Origin of the sequence: Streptomyces sp. NBC_01445 (genome assembly GCF_035918235.1) — a bacterium.
Lineage (GTDB): Bacteria > Actinomycetota > Actinomycetes > Streptomycetales > Streptomycetaceae > Streptomyces.
In genome coordinates this window covers 1,148,265-1,166,860 of record NZ_CP109485.1, presented here as the reverse complement: position 1 = coordinate 1,166,860, position 18,596 = coordinate 1,148,265, and the positions used below count along the sequence as shown (strand labels likewise).

Annotated in this window: 17 protein-coding genes; 10 read left to right on the top strand and 7 right to left on the bottom strand. The window is 71.3% G+C overall.

Features of this window, described 5'->3' with window-relative positions; translation table 11 throughout:
* Positions 1–19: 19 nt before the first annotated feature.
* Positions 20–1,192 carry a dihydrofolate reductase family protein gene (locus OG574_RS05640; protein WP_326772156.1) on the bottom strand — a complete coding sequence of 391 codons (1,173 nt, stop codon included), beginning with the start codon at positions 1,190–1,192 and terminating at the stop codon, positions 20–22.
* Between the two features lie 159 nt (positions 1,193–1,351).
* Between OG574_RS05640 and OG574_RS05635 the strand changes: the two genes are divergently transcribed.
* Positions 1,352–1,690, top strand: coding sequence for an ArsR/SmtB family transcription factor (locus OG574_RS05635; protein ID WP_100593211.1), 339 nt, complete (start codon positions 1,352–1,354; stop codon positions 1,688–1,690).
* A gap of 5 nt (positions 1,691–1,695) precedes the next feature.
* Entirely contained in the window at positions 1,696–2,238 is a 543-nt protein-coding gene (locus OG574_RS05630; protein ID WP_326772155.1) for an SRPBCC family protein, read from the top strand.
* Between the two features lie 29 nt (positions 2,239–2,267).
* Here the strand turns inward: OG574_RS05630 and OG574_RS05625 are convergent, their stop codons facing one another.
* A complete protein-coding gene (locus OG574_RS05625; RefSeq protein WP_326772154.1) occupies positions 2,268–2,897 on the bottom strand; it encodes a LuxR C-terminal-related transcriptional regulator in 630 nt (209 codons plus the stop codon).
* A 234-nt stretch (positions 2,898–3,131) separates the two neighbouring features.
* Between OG574_RS05625 and OG574_RS05620 the strand changes: the two genes are divergently transcribed.
* Positions 3,132–6,299, top strand: coding sequence for a cytochrome P450 (locus OG574_RS05620; protein WP_326772153.1), 3,168 nt, complete (start codon positions 3,132–3,134; stop codon positions 6,297–6,299).
* Between the two features lie 79 nt (positions 6,300–6,378).
* Here OG574_RS05620 and asnB read toward each other — a convergent pair whose 3' ends face one another.
* Together asnB and OG574_RS05610 are read right to left on the bottom strand one after the other, a co-directional pair.
* A complete protein-coding gene (gene asnB, locus OG574_RS05615) occupies positions 6,379–8,220 on the bottom strand; it encodes an asparagine synthase (glutamine-hydrolyzing) (protein WP_326772152.1) in 1,842 nt (613 codons plus the stop codon).
* A gap of 385 nt (positions 8,221–8,605) precedes the next feature.
* Positions 8,606–9,790 (bottom strand): TIGR03364 family FAD-dependent oxidoreductase, encoded by a 1,185-nt coding sequence (locus tag OG574_RS05610; RefSeq protein WP_326772151.1) that lies wholly within the window; start codon positions 9,788–9,790, stop codon positions 8,606–8,608.
* A gap of 179 nt (positions 9,791–9,969) precedes the next feature.
* Here OG574_RS05610 and OG574_RS05605 point away from each other — a divergent pair, with 179 nt between their 5' ends.
* Both OG574_RS05605 and OG574_RS05600 read left to right on the top strand, forming a co-directional pair.
* On the top strand, positions 9,970–10,743 hold the full coding sequence (locus OG574_RS05605) for a GntR family transcriptional regulator (protein ID WP_100593217.1): 774 nt from the start codon (positions 9,970–9,972) through the stop codon (positions 10,741–10,743).
* The gene (locus OG574_RS05600) at positions 10,736–11,425 is read left to right on the top strand and encodes a phosphonatase-like hydrolase (protein ID WP_326772150.1); all 690 of its coding nucleotides are present in this window, start codon (positions 10,736–10,738) and stop codon (positions 11,423–11,425) included. Before OG574_RS05605 ends, OG574_RS05600 begins: the two co-directional genes overlap by 8 nt.
* Before the next feature lie 77 nt (positions 11,426–11,502).
* Here the strand turns inward: OG574_RS05600 and pgm are convergent, their stop codons facing one another.
* Entirely contained in the window at positions 11,503–13,131 is a 1,629-nt protein-coding gene (gene pgm / locus OG574_RS05595) for a phosphoglucomutase (alpha-D-glucose-1,6-bisphosphate-dependent) (RefSeq protein WP_326772149.1), read from the bottom strand.
* Positions 13,132–13,229: 98 nt separating this feature from the next.
* Positions 13,230–13,985 (bottom strand): Clp protease N-terminal domain-containing protein, encoded by a 756-nt coding sequence (locus OG574_RS05590; protein ID WP_326772148.1) that lies wholly within the window; start codon positions 13,983–13,985, stop codon positions 13,230–13,232.
* Positions 13,986–14,106: 121 nt separating this feature from the next.
* Here OG574_RS05590 and OG574_RS05585 point away from each other — a divergent pair, with 121 nt between their 5' ends.
* From OG574_RS05585 to OG574_RS05570, 4 genes are all read left to right on the top strand, one after another.
* Entirely contained in the window at positions 14,107–14,580 is a 474-nt protein-coding gene (locus OG574_RS05585) for a cupin domain-containing protein (protein ID WP_326772147.1), read from the top strand.
* Positions 14,581–14,703: 123 nt separating this feature from the next.
* Positions 14,704–15,144: an OsmC family protein gene (locus OG574_RS05580; protein ID WP_100593222.1), complete on the top strand. Its 441-nt coding sequence runs from the start codon at positions 14,704–14,706 to the stop codon at positions 15,142–15,144.
* A 164-nt stretch (positions 15,145–15,308) separates the two neighbouring features.
* Entirely contained in the window at positions 15,309–15,965 is a 657-nt protein-coding gene (locus OG574_RS05575; RefSeq protein WP_326772146.1) for a TNT domain-containing protein, read from the top strand.
* A 27-nt stretch (positions 15,966–15,992) separates the two neighbouring features.
* Positions 15,993–16,226, top strand: coding sequence for a hypothetical protein (locus OG574_RS05570; RefSeq protein WP_326772145.1), 234 nt, complete (start codon positions 15,993–15,995; stop codon positions 16,224–16,226).
* Between the two features lie 25 nt (positions 16,227–16,251).
* Here OG574_RS05570 and OG574_RS05565 read toward each other — a convergent pair whose 3' ends face one another.
* Positions 16,252–17,943: a chitinase gene (locus tag OG574_RS05565; RefSeq protein ID WP_326772144.1), complete on the bottom strand. Its 1,692-nt coding sequence runs from the start codon at positions 17,941–17,943 to the stop codon at positions 16,252–16,254.
* 209 nt (positions 17,944–18,152) lie between these two features.
* Here OG574_RS05565 and OG574_RS05560 point away from each other — a divergent pair, with 209 nt between their 5' ends.
* Positions 18,153–18,440 (top strand): DUF1905 domain-containing protein, encoded by a 288-nt coding sequence (locus tag OG574_RS05560; protein WP_326772143.1) that lies wholly within the window; start codon positions 18,153–18,155, stop codon positions 18,438–18,440.
* The last annotated feature ends 156 nt before the right edge of the window (positions 18,441–18,596 follow it).

Here is an 18,596-nt window from a genome sequence, read left to right as displayed (position 1 = left end):
CTCTTCATTCTGCGCTTATTCATTCCTTATGTGTACTCGGGGCGAGAATAAGGTGCCTATTGGGATGAATCGCCGCCTCGGCGAGGTCCGGGATCTCCGCCACGATCACGCCCGCGCCCTCCAGGATTCCGATGCCGTCGGCGCCCGCCACGAAGGTGTCGGGCTCGCGCCAGGCCGTCACCACGCGCCGCGCGCCCGCGTCGAGGATGAGCCGGGCGCAGGTCTTGGGCCGTGACGCGCGCCGGGCGCACGGTTCGAGGCTGCTGTAGACGGTGGCGGTCCTCAGCAGGGGGTCCGCCGGGTCGATCTTGGCGAGCGCCGCCTCCTCGGCGTGCACGACCGGGTCACCGGCCTCGCGTGAGTGCCCGCGCGCCAGCTCCGTGCCGTCACTCGCGACGATCACCGCGCCGACGCTGAACGCCGTTTCCGAGGGCGGGCAGTCGGCGGCGAGGGTGCAGGCGAGGGCGAGCCAGTGCCGGTCGGCAGCGGTGGGGGAGTCATCGGTGCCGGGCGCGCAGGGCGCGTACCGCATCAGGACCACGTCGCCGACCGGGCGGGCCTCCAGGAGCCGCATCCGGTGCCGGCTGCCGCCGGGGTACGGGCCGGGGCCGAAGAGCCGGGGGGCGTCCGGTTCGCCCACGACGAGCGGCGCCACCGCCAGCTGCACCTCGTCGGCCAGACCGCTCTGGAGCAGCTGGGTGTGGATTTGGGCGCCCCCCTCCACCATCAGGCGCCGCACATCGTGCGCCGAGGCCAGGTCGTCGAGCAGTCTCGCCCAGTCGACGGTCTCCCCGAGGGCGATCACCTCGGCGAGCGCGCCGAGCCGCTCCCGCGCCAGGAGCGCCCCGGCGTCGGTGGTGTACACGACCTTGTCGCCGCCCGTCGTCCAGAACGGGTCTCCAGCGTCCAGTTCGCCCGACGCGGTCACCGCCACCTTCAGCGGATACGCGGGCATCCCGGCGGCCACCCGGTCGGCGCGCCGCTGCGCCGACCTGACCAGGAGCCGCGGCCGGTCGGCCCGCAGAGTGCCCGCCCCCACGAGGATCGCGTCGCACGACGCGCGCACTGCGTCGACCCGGTCGAAGTCCTCGGCGCCGGACAGGAGCAGGCGCTCGGGCCCCGCGTCGTCCAGGCAGCCGTCGAGCGAGACGGCGGCGGACAGCAGGACGTACGGGCGGGACGGCTGTGACATGGCGGCTCCGGGTCCGGGTGGCGAGAGCTGTGCTGCTTCAACCTTCGAACACTATCCGGGACCTGCCGCGGCCGAGACGGTCGTCATCGCAGCCGCATCGACCACGGCAGCGTCTTATATTCCTTGACCAGCATATAACCGGTGAGGCATATTGGAGTCATGCCCGCACCTGCCGTCTGGACCGCGCTCGCCGACCCGCACCGCCGCGCCATCGTCGCGCTGCTGCTCGAGCGTCCGCGGCCCGTCGGTGAGATCGTCGAGGCGTGCGGCCTGAGCCAGCCCAGCACCTCGAAGCACCTGCGGGTACTGCGCGAGGCGGGCCTGGTCGACGTCGAGCAGGAAGCCCAGCGACGCGTCTACCGGCTCCGGCCAGGACCGGTCGCCGAGCTCGACGCCTGGCTCGAGCCCTACCGGCGCCTGTGGAACGACCGCCTCGACGCACTCGGGCGCCGTCTCGACGCCCACGCCCCCGAGGACGACGAACCAGCGAAGGACTGAAGGCCATGACCACCCCGCACCCCGGACCCACCGGCAGCTACGCCCCGCTCGACGACGGCCGCCCCGCCATCCGCTTCACCCGCACGTACGACCACGCGATCGAGCGGGTCTGGCGATACGTCACCGATCCTGCCGAGCTCGCACATTGGTTCCCTTCCCAGGTCGAGATCGAGCTGCGCGCAGGCGGCGTGATCCGTTTCCACGGCGACCCGAACATGCCGGAGTCGACCGGCCGCGTCCTCGCCGTGGACGCCCCGCGCCACCTCTCCTTCAGCTGGGGTGGCGACGAACTCCGCTTCGACCTTGAGGCGCTCGACGCCGGCCGCACCCGCTTCACCCTGACCAATGTCCTGGAGGCCGCCGACACCGCGGCCCGCAACGCGGCGGGCTGGGAGGTCTGCCTCACCGCCCTGGACGCGGCCGACCGCGGCGAGAACTTCGACGGCCCGCACGCGGGGACGCTCGCCCCGTGGAAGATCCACTACGACGCCTACGTCGAGGCCGGACTGCCTTCGGGGGCGCCGGTCCCCGGCATGGACGAGGCGTAACCCTGCCCCTTACGGAGAGCGGTCAGCGGTCAGCCGTCCGGTGCCGCGGCCCGCGGTGGCCACACCCCTGGCATCAGCACGCCCGACGCGTAGGCGCGCGCGACCAGTTCCGTACGGTTCGTCGCGCCCCACCGGCGGGTCAGGCGCCGCAGGTGGTAGTTGACGCCGTCCGTGGTCAGGCCCGTTTCGCGGGCCGCCTGTGCCGTGGTCGCGCCGGCGGCGAGCAGCTCCAGGATGCGTGACTCGGCCGCGCCGGCCGTCGCCCGCGGCCGGTCGGGCAGCGTGGCCGGGCGTTCGCCGACGACCCGCAGCATGACGAGCAGATCCGGCGTCCGCTCGACGGTGTCGCTGACCGGATCCACCGTCAGCTCGCCCTCCCGCAGCGCCCCGTCCGGCGTCTCCCAGGTGACCGAGACCTGGTAGCGGGAGCGCCGCCGCAGGCGCAGCGCCTCGGCGATCCGGTGGAGCTGCGACTCGTCCCGCGGGCGGAACAGGTGCAGGATGTCCCGGCCCTTCAGGCGGCCGGGAGTGGTGTCGCACTCCGCGGCCATCGCCGCGTTCGCCAGCATGATCGTCCCGCGGGGTTCGCACACCGCGACGGGCATCGGGATCCGGTCGAAGAGCAGCATCGCGCGATTGCGCCACAGCACGCCGTCCATCGCGCACCCCTTTCCCATGTCACGTCCGGTGCCGTGACCGTCACCGTCCGGACCCATGTCCGGTCCGGCGCCATGCCGCGTCCGGACCCATGGCACGTCCGCCCCGCGAGCGCAAGCACGGATCGCCGCAGGTCACTACACAATCATGCAGTGCGGAGGCCCGGCCCGGTGGGGCCGCGGGACCAAGCTGGACAGGCATCGAACTCCGTACCGCGAAAGGCAGTTGCCGCCCCCATGCCCGACTCCGCGCTGCTCCCGCCGGCCCCCACCGACGGCCTTCCGCTCATCGACATCTCCGCCACGGGTCCGGGACCCGCGCCGCTCCAGCAGGCCATGGAGCTGACGCGCCGCCACGGCCCCGCACTCGTGCGCAGGCTGCACGGCCGCGACGCCCTCTTCGTCAGCGACCTCGACCTCGTCACCGAACTCGCCGACGAGACCCGGTTCGCCAAGCACGTCGGCCCGGCCCTGGAGAACGTCCGCCACTTCACGTCCGACGGCCTCTTCACCGCGTACAACGACGAACCGAACTGGGCCCGCGCCCACGACATCCTCATGCCCGCGTTCGCCCTGGGCTCCATGCGGACCTACCACCCCGTGATGTACCAGGTGTCCCGCCGCCTCATCGAGTCCTGGGACCGCGCCGCGCGCTCGGGCAGCCCCGTGGACGTGCCGGGCGACATGACACGGATGACCCTCGACACCATCGGACTCGCGGGCTTCGGCTACGACTTCGGGTCCTTCGAGGGCTCCGAGCCGCACCCCTTCGTGGAGGCCATGGTCCGCTGCCTCGAATGGTCGATGAAGCGGCTCGCCCGCACGCCCGGGGCCGACCACTCGGCCGCCGACGCCGCGTTCAAGGCCGACGCGGACTATCTGGCGCAGGTGGTCGACGACGTCATCGCGGCGCGCACCGACGCGCCCGAAGGCGACGACCTGCTCGGCCTGATGCTCACCGCCCGCCACCCCGACGGCAGCGCGCTCGACACGGCGAACATCCGCAACCAGGTCATCACCTTCCTCATCGCGGGCCACGAGACCACCTCCGGCGCGATGTCCTTCGCGCTGTACTACCTGGCCAAGCACCCGGCCGTGCTCGACCTCGTACGCCGTGAGGCCGACGCCCTGTTCGGGGACGCGGCCGACCCCGAGCCCACCTTCGACGAGGTCGGCCGGCTCACGTACACGCGGCAGGTATTGAACGAGGCGCTGCGCCTGTGGCCGACCGCGGCCGCGTTCAGCCGCCACGCGCGCGAGGACACGCTCCTCGGCGGACGCATCCCGCTGCGCGCCGGGCAGGCGGTCACCGTCCTCGCGCCGATGCTGCACCGGCAGCCCGTGTGGGGCGACAACCCGGAGCTGTTCGACCCCTCCCGGTTCACACCCGAGGCGGAGGCCGCGCGCTCGCCGCACGCCTTCAAGCCGTTCGGAACTGGTGAACGCGCTTGTATCGGGCGGCAGTTCGCGCTCCACGAGGCGACGATGCTGCTCGCTCTCCTGGTGCACCGCTACCGGCTCGTCGATCACGCCGACTACGAGCTCACGGTCAAGGAGACGCTGACGCTCAAGCCCGAGGGCTTCACCCTCACGCTCGTCCCGCGCACCTCCGCCGACCGGAACCACCCGGCCCTGCCGGGCCACGCGCCCGTGGAGGAGCGGACCGCCGCGCCGGACACGCTGCCCGCCCGGGTGCGGCCCGGCACCGGGGTCCTGTTCCTGCACGGCAGCAATTACGGGACCTGCCGCGGCCTCGCCGAGCAGCTCGCCGACGACGTCGCCGCGCTGGGCTGCGACACGGCCGTCGCACCGCTCGACACCCACGCGGGAGCGCTGCCCACCGACCGCCCCGTCGTCGTGGTCGCGGCCTCCTACAACGGCCGGCCCACCGACGACGCGGCCGAGTTCGCGGCCTGGCTCGACGGTGCGCAGGACGGCGCCGCGAACGACGTCACCTACGCGGTCCTCGGCGTGGGTGACCGCAACTGGGCGGCCACCTACCAGCACGTACCGACCCGCATCGACGAACGGCTCGACGCGCTCGGCGGCACCCGCCTGTGCGAGCGCGCCGCGGCCGACGCCTCCGGCGACCTCAACGCCACCGTCCGCACGTTCACGACCGGGCTGCGCGCGGCGCTCCTCACGCAGTACGGGGATCCCGACGCGGCTCCGGCCGATGCCGCGGAGCCCGAGGACGCGTACGAGATCCGGGAGATCGGCGGCGGGCCGCTCGACGCCGCGGCAGCCCGGCACGGGCTCGTCCCGTTCACCGTCACCGAGGCAAGTTCCCTCACCGCGCCCGACCACCCGCGCACCAAGCGCTTCGTGCGTCTCGCGTTGCCCGAGGGCGTCACGTACCGCACGGGCGACCATCTCACGGTGTTGCCCGCCCAGGATCCCGCGCTTGTCGAGCGGACGGCCGCCGCCTTCGGTGTCGGCCTGGACACGGTCCTCGACATCAGGGCCCGGCGCCCGCGCCGCGACGGGCTCGCGCTCGACCGCCCGCTGACCGTCCGTGAACTCCTCACCTCCCACGTCGAGTTGGGACACCTTCCCACCCCGGACCAGGTGGCGCTGCTCGCCCAGGCGAACCCATGCCCTCCCGAAAAGGCGGCGCTCGCGGACCTCGCCGACGACCCGCGCACGCTCGTCGAACTCGTGGAGGACCACCCCGCCCTGCGCGGCGCACTGACCTGGCCGCAACTCCTCGACCTGCTCCCGCCGCTGAAGCCCCGGCACTACTCGATCTCGTCGAGCACCGAGCGGAGCCCCACGCACGCCGACCTCATGGTGTCCGTCCTCGACGCCCCGGCCCGCTCGGGCCGCGGCCGGTTCCGCGGCACCGGATCGGCGTACCTGGCCGGGCTGCGGCCCGGTGACACGGTGCTCGCGCGCGTCCAGCCGTGCCGCGAGGTCTTCCGCGTCCCGAACGACTCGGAGACCCCGGTCGTCATGATCGCCGCGGGGACGGGCCTCGCCCCGTTCCGCGGCGCCGTCGCCGACCGCGGCGCGCTGCTGGCCGCAGGCACCCCGCTCGCGCCCGCCCTGTGCTACTTCGGCTGCGACCACCCCCAAGGTGACTTCCTGCACGCCGACGAACTGCGCGCCGCCGAGGCCGCGGGCGCCGTCTCCCTGCGCCCCGTCTTCAGTGAGGCGCCCGAGGCGGGCCACGCCTTCGTCCAGCACCGGGTGGCCGCCGAGGCAGACGAACTGTGGGCGCTGCTCGGGGCCGGGGCGCGCGTCTACGTCTGCGGTGACGGGGCCCGGATGGCGCCCGGCGTGCGCGACGCGTTCCGCGTCCTGTTCCGGGACCGCACACCGGGAGCCGACGACGACGCGGCCGAGCGCTGGCTCGCCGGTCTGATCGTGGACGGACGCTACGTGGAGGACGTCTACGCGGGCTGAGGACTCCGCGGACATGGCTCCGCCCCGGCGGCAGCGTCCGGCCGACGCCGCACGCTGCCGCCGGAGCGGACCCGGCTCCTCAGGAAAGGACCAGCTCAGGGCTGTACATGTCGAGCCAGAGCGCGAGGTCCAGCGTGCGTTCGAGCCCGCGCCGGGACGCCTGCTCGGTCTGCGGTACGTCACGGTGCGCGGCCCGCGCCACCCGCTCCCGGTCGACCAGGTCGAACACCCGGTGCGACGGCCGGGCGAGCAGATCCTTCGCCTGGTTCTGGAGTGCCACGGCGTACTTCGGGTCCTGCGTCGACGGATACGGGCTCTTCACCCGGTCGTACACCGACTTCGGCAGCACGTCCGCGGTCGCCTCGCGCAGCAGGCTCTTCTCCCGGCCGTCGAACGACTTCAGCGACCAGGGCGTGTTGTACACGTACTCGACGAGCCGGTGGTCGCAGAACGGGACGCGCACCTCCAGTCCGACGGCCATGCTCGTGCGGTCCTTGCGGTCGAGCAGGACCCGCACAAAACGGGTCAGGTGCAGATGGCACATCCTGCGCATCCGGAACTCGAAGTCGCTCTCGCCGTCCAGACGTTGGATGCCGCGCACGGCGCCCGCGTAGCTGTTGCGGACGTATCCGTCTAGGTCGAGGGCGCCGGCCAGGTCGCCGCGCAGGACGTCGGAGTCGTCGCCGAAGTGCTGGGACATGCGCACCAGCCACGGAAACGTGTAGGCACTGCGCGCCTCCTCGTCGAAGAACTGGAGGTAGCCGCCGAACACCTCGTCGGCGGACTCGCCCGACAGGGCGACGGTCGAGTGCTCCCTGATCGCCCGGAACAGCAGATAGAGCGACGCGTCCATGTCCCCGAAGCCCGCGGGGATGTCACGGGCCCGGATCACCCGGGCGCGCACCTCGGGGTCGGCCAGCTCGTTCGAGTCGAGGACGATGTCGCGGTGGTCGGTGCCGGCCGCCTTCGCCACATCGTGCACGTACGGCGTGTCGGGTGTGCCGCGCATCCCGTCGGCGACGAAGTTCTCCGTCTGGCCCACGAAGTCCACGGCGAAGCTGCGTACGGTCTCGCCTTGTTCACCGAGCTGCCGCGCCGCGATCGCCGTCATGGCGGACGAGTCGAGGCCGCCGGACAGCAGCGTGCAGCGCGGCACGTCGGAGACGAGCTGGCGGCGCACGATGTCGTCGAGGAGCGAGCGCACGGTCGCGATCGACGTCTCGCGGTCGTCGGTGTGCGGGCGGGTCTCCAGCGTCCAGTACGCCCGCTGCCGCAGCCCGCTCCGGTCGACGGTCACGATGGTGCCCGGCTCCACCTCGTGCATCCCGTCCCAGACCGCGTGGCCCGGCGTCTTCACGATGGTGAACAGCTCCCGCAGGCCGTCCAACGTCACGCGTGACTTCGCGAGCGGATTGGCGAGGATCGCCTTGGGCTCGGACCCGAAGAGGACGCCGTCCGGAGTCTCGTAGAAATAGAACGGCTTGATGCCCATGCGGTCCCTGATCATCACGAGCTTGTTCTCGCGGCCGTCCCAGACGGCGAACGCGTACATGCCGTTGAGGCGCTCGGCCAGCCCCTCGCCCCACTCCAGGTAGCCGCGCAGCACGACCTCGGTGTCGGATTCGGTGGTGAACCTGTGGCCGTGTCCGGTCAGTTCGCGGCGGAGTTCCGTGTAGTTGTACGTCTCGCCGGAGTACACGAGCGCGACGGTGCCGCGCGGTGTCTCGGCGGTCATCGGCTGACGCCCGCCCGGCAGGTCGATGATCGCCAGCCTGCGGTGGCCGAGCGCCGCGGGCCCCTCGGTCCACGTGCCGCGGTCGTCCGGGCCGCGGCACTCCATCGTCTGCGTCATCGCATCCAATGTGTCGGCCGAAGCGCGCAGGTCGCGATCGAAGGAGACCCAGCCGGTGATGCCACACATACGTTCCTCCTGCATGCCGTTCTGGCGCCGAATCAGTTGTATCCAGCACCTATATGTCGAGCGTGTGACATGGCGCTGTGTACGGTCAACGCGCCGGTAACCCGGCGGAGGCCGGTGACCCGACGGTTTCGGCCGCTCTTTGCTTGACAGGGTGGAACGGTCCCCATCGCAAATCGCGACGGCGCGCCGGTCACTGCCGGAATGCGGGCGGGCCGCACGGGCGGGATCCGGCCAAGGGCAAAAACTTGATCAACTCCTGGCCGGACCCCGCGGTCCTCAGGCCGTCACGGCCGGGGGGCGACGTGCCGCGGTGCTGCGTGGTGCCGGGCCCCGCGCCGCGAGACGCGCTCGCGGCGCGGGCTGCCGTCTGTGCCGGGGTGGTCGGTCAGGCCGTCGCGGCCAGGGACTCGTCGAACGTGGCTGCGGCGAGGCCGAAGGAGAGTGTCATACCGATGCCGGAGGTGACCGAGATGGCCCGTACGCCGGGTGCCATGTCGCGGACCAGGAGGGGGCCGCTGCCGCTGCTCGCGTAGACGCCCTGCCAGCGCTCCTTCACCTGGAGATCGCCCGTGCCGAGGACCTTGGCCGCCGAGTCGAGCAGCAGCTGTGCCGTCGGCTCGTCCTCGAAGGGGATCGCGGTCCGCCCGTAGGCGTGCGAGTCACCGACGAGGACCGTTCCGTCGGGCAGCCGGGTGAACATGACGTTCGCGACGACGTCGAGCAGCTCGGGGCTGTGACCGATAACCTCCTCGCGCAGCCTCGGCCCCGACGGCATGGCCGTGAAGGCGTCGTAGCGCAGCATGGACGTGGCGGTCAGGATCGCCGCGTTCGTGCGGAAGGCGTCGGGCGCCGCGACGCGCGCCATGGTGAGGCGGCAGCGCTCGATGCCGTGCTCCTCCGCCGCCGTGGGGTACAGGCGGTCCAGGTCGTGACCCACGCAGACGAGGATCCGGTCGCCGTGGACCGGGCCGCGGCCGGTGTGGACGGTGCCCTCCTCGACGCCGTTCACGTTCGTGCCCCACACCACGGTGACGTTGGGCTGTATGGACAGCCATGCGGCCAGGTCCGGGGCGGCCTCGCGGGGGTTGACGCGCAGGTCGTCGGGGAGGAAGGCGCCGCCCACGATGTCGCCGGCGTCGGCGCCCCGGCCGAGTTCGCCCGCGACCTCCTCGCGGGTCCGCAGCCGGACGGTGTCCGCGCCGCGCTCCTCGCGCAGCTCCTCCAGGACCGCCAGTTCCGCCTCCGACCTCGCCACCACGAGCGCGCCGGCCTCCTTGGCCCACAGGCCCGAGCTCTTCGCGGCCTCCAGCCATCCGGCCCGCGAGCGGTAGGCGAGTTCCAGCAGGTCGCCGCGCTGTGCCGTGATGCAGCAGTGCCCGAAGTTGCGTACCGAAGCCCCTACGGGCTGCCAGTCCCGCTCGATGACCGTGACGGTCAGCCCGCGCCGGGCGGCCTCGAAGGCGTGGGCGAGGCCGACGACCCCGGCGCCGACGACGACCAGGTCGCTGCGGCCGCTGGGCAGCTCGGAGGCGGGCGAAGGGGTGGAGGGGGACGCTGTTGTGATGCTCATGGATTGCAGCGTGCGAGGCCTTGGGCGCATGGGGCAAGACTTGTGTGTACAAGTTTTCCGTCTGTTTACCTTCCGTGCCCCGGGGTGGGGGTGGACGGCCCCGAAACGTCACCTGAAGGCCCTGCACCGGCCACGTGCGGGCCTTGAGGGGAGGCGGGTCGAGCTGCCATAGTCATCTTGTGAAGACAAGTAAGGGTGTTCCGCTCCACGAGAAGCTCGGCGCCGAGTTCCTGCGGCGTATCGAGTCCGGTGAGTGGCCGGAGGGCGAGCCGGTACCGAGCGAATCCCAGCTCTGCGAAGAGTTCGGGACCTCCCGCGGGCCGGTGAGGCAGGCCTTGTCGATACTGCGGTCCGACGGGCATCTCGTCGGCGGTCGGGGCAAGCCGCCCGTCGCCCGCAGAGCAGCCCCGTCGCAGCCTTTCGCGTCGCTCATGTCGTTCACGCAGTGGGCCAGATCCATCGGCCGCGAACCGGGGCAGCTGACCGTCGAGGTCGCCCGCCGCCGGGCCTCCCCGGAGGCCGCCGCACGGCTCGGCCTCGACGAGGGCGAACCCGTGGTCGACCTGGTCCGGCTGCGTCACCTGGACGGTGTGCCGGTCATGGTCGAGCGCTCCACGTTCGTCCTCCACGTCGGCCGGCACCTGTTCGACATGGACCCCGACGCGGGCTCGATCTACGAGGCGCTGTGCGCACGCGATGTCGACCTGCACCACGCCCGCCACACCATCGACGCCATCGCCGCCGACACGCAGGACGCGTCGCTCCTCGGCATCGAGCCGGGCGAACCCCTGCTGCGCGTAAGGCGGTTGGCGCTCTCGCGGGACGGCGTGCCCCTGGAGTACGCCGACGACCGCTATCTGCCCACACTCGCCAACTTCACCATCGAGAACACCGCCGAGGGACGCACCGTCGTCGGCCGGTACCGCACTGACGAGGAGAACCCCAGTGATTGAACTCGCCGTCTTCGACATGGCAGGCACGACGATCGAGGAACACGGCGCGGTGTACGAGGCGCTGCGCCACGCCGTCGAGTCGACCGGCGTGACCGTCGACGCGCAGGACCTCCAGACCTGGATGGGCACCGACAAGCGCGAGGCCATCGACGCCCTGGTCCGCCTCGGCGGCGGCACCCCGGACGCGGAGCTCGTCGAGCGGCAGTACGGGGTCTTCCGCCTGTTCCTGAAGCAGCGCTACGCGGAGGTCCCGCCGCAGCCCATAGCCCAGGCCGACAAGGCCCTCGCCGAACTGCGCGCCCGGGGCATCAAGGTCGCCCTGACCACCGGATTCAGCGACGACGTCGCCCTGCCGCTGCTCGCGTCGCTCGGCTGGTCCACGGGCGAGGGCGGCAACCTCGACGCGGTCGTCACCGCCGACGAGGTCGTCCGCGGCCGCCCCGCCCCGTACATGATCCACCGGGCGATGGAGAAGACCGGCGTCGTGGACGTCCGCAAGGTGCTCGTCGCGGGTGACACCGCGGTCGACCTGCAGGCGGGGCACCACGCGGGCGCGGGCGTCGTCGTCGGCGTCCTCACCGGCCAGCTCCCGCGCACGGAGCTCGAACTGCACCCGCACACCTACGTGCTGGACAGCGTCGCCGAGGTGCCGGGCCTCGCGGAGGCGACGACCGCGGAGTAGTCGTACGCGGAGTACAGCGAAGGGACGTGGGCGGCAGTGCTCGGGCCGAAGCCCGCGCACTGCCGCCCCACGTTCCGTCAGTCCTCCGCGAGCGCCGCGTCCACGATCGACTGCGCCTCCGTCTGCACCTGGGCCAGGTGGTCGGGGCCGCGGAACGATTCGGCGTAGATCTTGTACACGTCCTCCGTGCCGCTCGGTCGTGCGGCGAACCAGGCGTTCTCCGTGGTGACCTTCACACCGCCGATCGCGGCGCCGTTGCCCGGCGCGTGGCTGAGCCTCCCGGTGATGGGCTCGCCCGCGAGGGTGTCCGCGGTGATCGCGTCGCCGCTGAGCTCGGCGAGCCGTGCCTTCTGCCGCTTGGTCGCCTTCGCGTCCACGCGCGCGTACGAGGACGAGCCGTGCTCCGCGGCGAGTTCGGCGTAGTACTCCGACGGGCTCTTGCCGGTCACCGCAGTGATCTCGGCCGCGAGCAGCGCGAGAAGAATGCCGTCCTTGTCGGTCGTCCAGACGCCGCCGTCCTTGCGCACGAAGCTCGCGCCCGCGCTCTCCTCGCCGCCGAAGGCGACCGACCCGTCGACGAGCCCCGGCACGAACCACTTGAACCCGACCGGGACTTCGAGCAGCTCCCGGCCGAGCGACGCGACGATCCGGTCGATGACGGCGCTCGACACCAGCGTCTTGCCGATCGCGGCATCGGACCGCCAGCCGGTGCGGTGCGTGGCCAAGTAGTGGATCGCGACGGCGAGATAGTGGTTCGGGTTCATGAGACCGGCGTCGGGCGTGACGATGCCGTGCCGGTCTGCGTCCGCGTCGTTCCCCGTCAGCAGGTCGTAGTCGTGCCGCTTCGCGAGGACAGACGCCATCGCGGGGGCCGACGAGGGATCCATCCGGATCTTGCCGTCCCAGTCGAGCGTCATGAACCGCCAGGTCGGATCCACCTCGGGGTTGACCACCGTCAGGTCGAGTCCGTACATCTTGGCGATCCGCGCCCAGTAGTGCACACTCGCCCCGCCGAGCGGGTCGGCGCCGATGCGCAGCCCGGAGGCCCGGATGGCGTCGGTGTCGATGACGGAGCTCAGCTCCTCGACGTACCGCTCACGGAAGTCGTACGACTCCGGAGCCACGTCCTTCGTGGTGCGCACGTCCCGGTTGCCGTCGGCGAGCAGTTCGTTGGCGCGGCGCGCGATCCAGGAGGTCGCCGTGGAGTCCGCGGGGCCGCCGTGCGGCGGGTTGTACTTGAAGCCGCCGTCGCGCGGCGGGTTGTGGCTCGGCGTGATGACGATGCCGTCCGCCTGCCCGAGCTCGTCGGGCGCGGTGCTGTTCCAGCGCAGGATGGCGTGGCTGAGCGCCGGGGTCGGCACGTAGCTGTCGTGGATGTCGGCGAAGACACGTACACCGTTCGCCGCGAGGACGCTGAGTGCCGTGTCGAGCGCGGGGCGCGAGAGGGCGTGGGTGTCGGGCCCGATGAACAGCGGGCCCGTGATGCCCTCGGCCGTGCGGTACTCGACGATGGCCTGCGTGATCGCCGCGATGTGCCGTTCGTTGAACGCGCCGTCCAGGCTGGAGCCCCGGTGCCCGCTCGTGCCGAAGACGACGCGCTGCTCGGGGCGGTCCATATCGGGGACCTTGGTGAAGTACGCGTCGACGAGTTCGTCGACGTCGACGAGATCCTCCGGCCTGGCCTGGGTTCCTGCGCGCTCAGTCATGGGGGCAGTCTCCCATCCGGGCCCCGGGCGACGCATGACCGCAGGGGTGTCCCGGAGCGCCACGCACACTCCGGGACACCCGGCCGGTCGACGGGCCGTCAGGACTCCTGCTTCGTCCGCTCCTTGACGATCGCGGCCAGCGTCTTCGCGATGTGTGCCTCGGAGGCGGCCTTGTCGATGCCGGACTCGGCGAGGGTGCCCGCGCCGTTCTCCTGCTCCAGGAGGGCCAGCAGGATGTGCTCCGTACCGATGTAGTTGTGGCCCAGGCGCAGCGCCTCGCGGAAGGTCAGCTCCAGGGCCTTCCTCGCGTTCGCGTCGAACTTGACGAGGCCGGGCACGTCGGAGACGGCCGGAGGCAGCGTGGCCGTCGCGTTCTGCCGCACGGTGTCCAGGAGTACGCCCTGGGCCCGGATGGCCTGTGCGGCGAGCCCTTCGGGTTCGGCGAGCAGGCCGAGGACGAGGTGTTCGGGCCGGATCTCGTCGTTGCCGGCGGCCTGGGCCTCGTTCTGCGCGGACATCACGACGTTGCGCGCCCGCGGGGTGTAGCGGCCGAAGCCCGAGCTGGGGTCGAGCTCACCGGCCTCTCCGGAGGCCTTGGGCACGAACCGCTTCTGGGCGGCCTGCCGGGTGACCCCCATGCTCCTGCCGATGTCGGTCCAGGACGCCCCGGAGCGGCGTGCCTGGTCCACGAAGTGGCCGATCAGATGGTCCGCGACGTCGCCGAGATGATCCGCGGCGATCACGGCGTCGGAGAGCTGGTCGAGTGCGTCGGTGTGGACCTTCTTGATGGCGTCGATCAGGTCGTCGAGGCGTACGGGTGTGGTCATGCCTACGGGCTTCGCAGATTCCGTCATGTGACAACCGTAGGTTGACAGCGTGAGCGTGTCAACCGTTAGTTGACAGTCGCTGGAGGTGCCCCGCGCACGCCGTAGGCTGCGGAGTCCACGACGTACCCACCGCTGAACGAGGAGAGCCATGCCGTCGGCCCGAGTGCTACTTACGGACGTGCTGCGTGCGGCGGACGAGTCACGGACAGGCGCCCTCTGGAAGCTCGACGGCGCGGCCCGGCAGCTCGACGCGAACATCGTCCGGCTGCGGCCCGGCACCGTCGTGGCCGAGCACGTCGAGCCGGACCTCGACGTCCTGCTCGTCGTCCTCGAAGGCGGCGGGTCGCTCCGGTACGCCGACCAGGAGGAGCAACTCGCGCCCGGCGCCCTCGTGTTCATAGCGCGTGGCGAACGGCGCTCCTTGACGGCCGGCCCCGACGGTCTCGCCTACCTCACCGCCCACCGCAGGCGCCCCGGCCTGACCATCGCACGGACCCCGGCCCGCGAGGGCGGCGAACCGGCCTGCCTGCTCAGCCGGATCTGCCCCGCCTGCGACCGGGTCTCCGACGACGCGACGGCGGCCTACTGTGCACGGTGCGGCGGACGCCTCCCCACCGCCTGACGCGACCGAGCGGGCATTCGTGCCCGCCCGACGGTCCGGCCTGCGCCGCCCCACGCCCCCTCGCCCGTACGGTGCCGGGGACGAGCAGGACCGGGCGACCGCAGCGAGGGAGAACCACCCGACATGGCCGACTACCGCATCGAGACCGTCCGCAACGGCTTCCGCGACTGGACCGCACGCAACGACCGCGGCGCCGAGGTCCGCATCGGGGCGGCCGAAGACCCCGACGTGCAGCCGTCGTTCACCCCGGTCGAGCTGCTCCTCGCCGCGCTCGGCGGCTGCGGCGGCCTGGTCACCGACCGCACGGCCCGCACCGTCGAACACGACGGACTGCGCATCGTTGTGGAGTCCGTGTCGCGGCCCGAGGACGACGGCCGCGTCGGAGCGGTGCGCGTCAGCTACGAAGTGGAGCTGCCCGAGGGCGACGAGCACGCCGCCGACGCGTTCGCACGCGGTGTGCGCCTGACCCACGAGAAGTACTGCACCGTCAGCCGGACCGTGGAACACGGCGCCCGGATCGAGGCGCGACTCCCGGACGGCACGCTCGTCTTCATGGCGGGCTGACTCGTCTTCGCGGCGGGCCGGCTCGTCTTCGAGGTGGGGTGAACGGCGCGGTGGCCGGATGTCGCCGCCGCAGCCGAAGATCGTCATAGTCTCCCTGAGTGTCTGCATGGTCACTGTGTGCATGCGGACCTGACGATCCGTCGAAGCATCGAGGAGACGACCGCGTGAAGTCCCTACGTCTGGTCCTGGCCGCCCTGGGAGCGATGGTGGCGCTCACCGCGCCGCCGTCCGCAGCGGCAGCGGAGTCCGCGCCCGCGACCGCCGCACACGAGCCCTGCACGGGTGAGTTCCAAGGCGACGCCCGGCTCGGCCCGAAGTACCTGCCCAAGAAGTGGCAGGCCCCGGTCGGCCCGCTCCTGAAGGCCTACCACCGCACCGGCTCGCTCAGCCCGAAGGCGTTCCTGAAGAAGTACTGGGAGGGGCCCGCCGACTCCGGCAGCTGGAAGTACCCGCCGAACGACGGATTCACCGAGACCAACGGCCAGGTCGACCGCCGCCCCACCGAGCTGCGGCCCGGCCAGACCCTCGACCGGTTCGGCTCGGAGTACGGCTCCTATCTGGCGCCCGCCGGGGACGCGTACAAGAAGCGGGCGCTGCCGCCGCAGAACCTCAACACCCGTGAGCCCGCCTACGCGTGCGACTATCACGTCTACGAGGTCGCCAAGCCGTTCTTCGTGTGGCAGGGCCCGATCGCTCCCTGGTTCGAGCAGCCCGGCGGCGGCCGGCAGATCAAGCTCGATCAGGCGTTCCTCAACCCCGGTGAGGGCCAGCGCCTCAACGTGAAGTGGCTCCTGGAACACGACTACCTCGAGCCCGCGTAAGCGAGATCGGGACAGGAGGACGGTTTCGTGGACCGGCACGCACTGGAGCGCGCTCTGCGGCAGGCTGCCGTGCCCTCGACCCACTACTGGATCGAGGGCGTCCACGAACCGTCCCCCACCCCCACCGACTTTCTCTATCTGCGCGAGGACCCCGGTGGGGGCTGGGAGACCGGCGCGTACGAGCGCGGCACCCACGAGACGATCGCGCGGCATCCCACGGAGGACGCCGCCTGCGCCCATCTGTGGCAGCTGCTGAACTGAGTGCCGCCATGAGCGCCGCAGGGTCTTACGGGAGCGAATGCACCTTGGGGCCAACGCTGTTCGACCAGGCGTTGCCCGCCGTCGCGTCCCAGTTCGTGGACCAGGTCATCGCGCCCCGCAGGCCCGGATACGTCCGCGCGGGCTTGAAGGAGCCGCAGCCTGTGCCGCGCGTCAGACAGTCGAGGGCGTTGTTGACGACCGACGGGTCCACGTAGCCACTGCCCGCTCCGCGCGTCGATGCCGGGACGCCGAGGCCGACCTGCGACGGGTCGAGGCCGCCCTCCAGCTGGATGCAGGCGAGCGCGGTCAGGAAGTCGACCGAGCCCTGGCTGTAGACCTTGCCGTCGCAGCCGAGCATCGAACCGCTGTTGTAGTACTGCATGTTGACGACCGTGAGGATGTCCTTCACGTTCAGCGCCGTCTTGAAGTACTCACCTGAGGTGGACTGCATGTCGATGGTCTGCGGCGCCATCGTGAGGACCAGCTTCGCGCCGGCCTTCGCGGAGAGCTGGTGCAGGGCCTTCGACATATAGGTGGAGTTGAGGCCGTTCTCGAGGTCGATGTCGACGCCGTCGAACCCGTACTGCTGCATCAGGGAGTAGGCGCTGTCGGCGAACGCGGTGGCCGATGCGTCGCTGTTCACGGACACGCTGCCCTTCTCGCCGCCGACCGAGAGGATCACGGACTTGCCCGCGGCCTGCTTCGCGGCGATGTCGGCCTTGAAGTCGGCGGCCGACGCGTATCCGACGGCCGGGTCGAGGGTGAAGGAGATCTGCCCGGGCGTGCTGGTCGCGTCGGCGAAGGACACCGCGATGATGTCGTACTGCGAGGGGACGTCACGCAGTTTCTGCACGGTGGCGCCGTTGTTGAAGTTCTGCCAGTAGCCGGTCACCGCGTGTTTGGGCACGGTGCCGCCGCCGCCACCGCCGCCGGAGGTCGCGGTCTTCGCGGTGACGGCCGCCGACTTCGCGGACTCACCGGCCGAGTTGGTCGCGCTGACCTGGAAGCTGTACGAGGTGGCGGCGGCGAGCCCGGTGGCAGTGGCGGACGCGCCGCTGACGGAGGCGACCTTGGAGCCGTCGCGGTACACGTTGTAGCCGGTGGCGCCGGAGACCGGGTTCCAGGAGAGGTCGACCGAGGAGGAGGTCGTGGTACCGGCCGCGAGTCCGGCGGGGACTGCCGGAATGACGACGGGATCGCCACCGCCACCGCCGCCGTCGGGACCGAGCACGCTCACATCGTCGGCGTAGTACGCGCTCTGCCCGTACCAGCCGTGCGTGTAGACCGTCACGGACGTCGTGTTCGCGCCGGTCGTGAAGGTGGTACTCAGCTGCTGCCAGCCGGAGGACCCCGGTGTCCACGTCGACACATCGGTGGTGCCCGTGCCGCTCGCGCCCAGGTACACGTAACTGCCCTGGACCCAAGAGCTCAGCGTGTACGTCGAGTTGGGCTTGACCGCGACGGCCTGGGAACACTGGGCGGTGTCCTGTGCGGTGGGTGTGCCCTTGAGCGCCCGGGCGCCGCCGTGCACGGGGGAGCCGACCACGGAACCGGTGCCGGCGGAGCAGGTCCAGTTGCTCAGATCCGATTCGAATCCGGCGTTCTTGGCGACGTTGATGTCGGCGGCCTGCGCCGTGGTCGCCAGAGCGGTGACGCCGAGCGCTGCGGCCGCGGTGACGGCCAGTGCGCCCTCGATCCATCTGCGTGCACGGTCCACTTACTGCCTCCGGTGGGGAGTGAAGGGGGCGGGAGTGAACGGTGGCCACCGCTGTAGGGCCCAAAGCTGGTCCAGACCAATCGAGTTGTCAAGACCTCAACCGTTGTCGGGGTGTGCGCCGGCGTCGATGCGGAGGGCTCTCGGGTGCGATGAGTTCCGTGCGTGCGGAAGGTCTTCAGTGATGTCGGAAGACGTCCGAGGAGGCAGATATGAGCACGTCCAGCAGCCTGAACGAGGAGTTCGGCGCCGTCCTGGAGAAGAGCCCGAGTGACGGCGGCTGGACCTATGTCGTATGGCCCGAATCAGCCGCCTTCTTCGGGACGCGCGGTCTGGTCAAGGTCAGGGGCACGGTCGACGGACACCCGTTCCGGAGCTCGTTCATGGCTCTGGGGGACGGCCGCCACAAGCTGCCTGTCAAGGCCGATGTGCGCAAGGCGATCGGCAAGGAGGCGGGGGAGCGCGTCACGATCCGGCTCGAGGAGCGGCTGGAGGGCTGACTCCGGGGAGCGCGGATACGGGGCCGCCGGCCTGGGCGTGGGTAGGGAGTGGCCGGCGGCCCCTCCGCGCAGGAGCCGTCAGTCCTGTGCGGGGTTCCTCTCGTAGTGGACTGCGTCGTTCCGATGGCTGGAAGCGTGCGAACACAGTGACTGGGT

Coding starts and splice junctions, on each gene's coding strand:
- OG574_RS05640 (WP_326772156.1), bottom strand. CDS start 1,192: ATGTCACAGCCGTCCCGCCCGTACGTCCTGCTGTCCGCCGCCGTCTCG.
- OG574_RS05635 (WP_100593211.1), top strand. CDS start 1,352: ATGCCCGCACCTGCCGTCTGGACCGCGCTCGCCGACCCGCACCGCCGC.
- OG574_RS05630 (WP_326772155.1), top strand. CDS start 1,696: ATGACCACCCCGCACCCCGGACCCACCGGCAGCTACGCCCCGCTCGAC.
- OG574_RS05625 (WP_326772154.1), bottom strand. CDS start 2,897: ATGGACGGCGTGCTGTGGCGCAATCGCGCGATGCTGCTCTTCGACCGG.
- OG574_RS05620 (WP_326772153.1), top strand. CDS start 3,132: ATGCCCGACTCCGCGCTGCTCCCGCCGGCCCCCACCGACGGCCTTCCG.
- asnB (WP_326772152.1), bottom strand. CDS start 8,220: ATGTGTGGCATCACCGGCTGGGTCTCCTTCGATCGCGACCTGCGCGCT.
- OG574_RS05610 (WP_326772151.1), bottom strand. CDS start 9,790: ATGAGCATCACAACAGCGTCCCCCTCCACCCCTTCGCCCGCCTCCGAG.
- pgm (WP_326772149.1), bottom strand. CDS start 13,131: ATGACTGAGCGCGCAGGAACCCAGGCCAGGCCGGAGGATCTCGTCGAC.
- OG574_RS05590 (WP_326772148.1), bottom strand. CDS start 13,985: ATGACGGAATCTGCGAAGCCCGTAGGCATGACCACACCCGTACGCCTC.
- OG574_RS05585 (WP_326772147.1), top strand. CDS start 14,107: ATGCCGTCGGCCCGAGTGCTACTTACGGACGTGCTGCGTGCGGCGGAC.
- OG574_RS05580 (WP_100593222.1), top strand. CDS start 14,704: ATGGCCGACTACCGCATCGAGACCGTCCGCAACGGCTTCCGCGACTGG.
- OG574_RS05560 (WP_326772143.1), top strand. CDS start 18,153: ATGAGCACGTCCAGCAGCCTGAACGAGGAGTTCGGCGCCGTCCTGGAG.